At 60.4% G+C, this 331-nt stretch carries 1 protein-coding gene; it reads left to right on the top strand.

The window, feature by feature from the left end; genetic code table 11:
• Positions 1-19 precede the first annotated feature (19 nt).
• Positions 20-331, top strand: a 312-nt coding sequence (rpsM, locus tag PZC42_RS20720) for a 30S ribosomal protein S13 (protein WP_277213964.1), incomplete at its 3' end; no start/stop codon positions are given.

The following is a 331-nucleotide window of genomic DNA, read 5'->3' as shown; positions in this document are numbered from 1 at the left end:
GAACGCGCAGGCCGCCGCCATGTCGCTGGTGATCCCGGAGAAGTTCCAGCACATTCTGCGAGTGCTGAACACCAACATTGATGGGCGCCGCAAGATCGCCTTCGCCATCACCGCCATCAAGGGCGTGGGGCGGCGCTACGCCCATGTGGTGCTGCGTAAGGCCGACATCGACCTGACGAAGAGGGCGGGGGAGCTGACGGAGGACGAGGTGGAGCGCGTCATCACCATTATGCAGAACCCCCGGCAGTATAAAATCCCCGATTGGTTCCTCAACAGACAGAAGGACGTCAAGGATGGCAAATACAGCCAGGTTTTGGCCAACGGGTTGGAC

Source organism: Isoptericola croceus, from assembly GCF_029382255.1.
Lineage (GTDB): Bacteria > Actinomycetota > Actinomycetes > Actinomycetales > Cellulomonadaceae > Isoptericola > Isoptericola croceus.
Note: the sequence above shows the minus strand (reverse complement) of the source record. Positions and strands in the feature narration are given on the sequence as shown.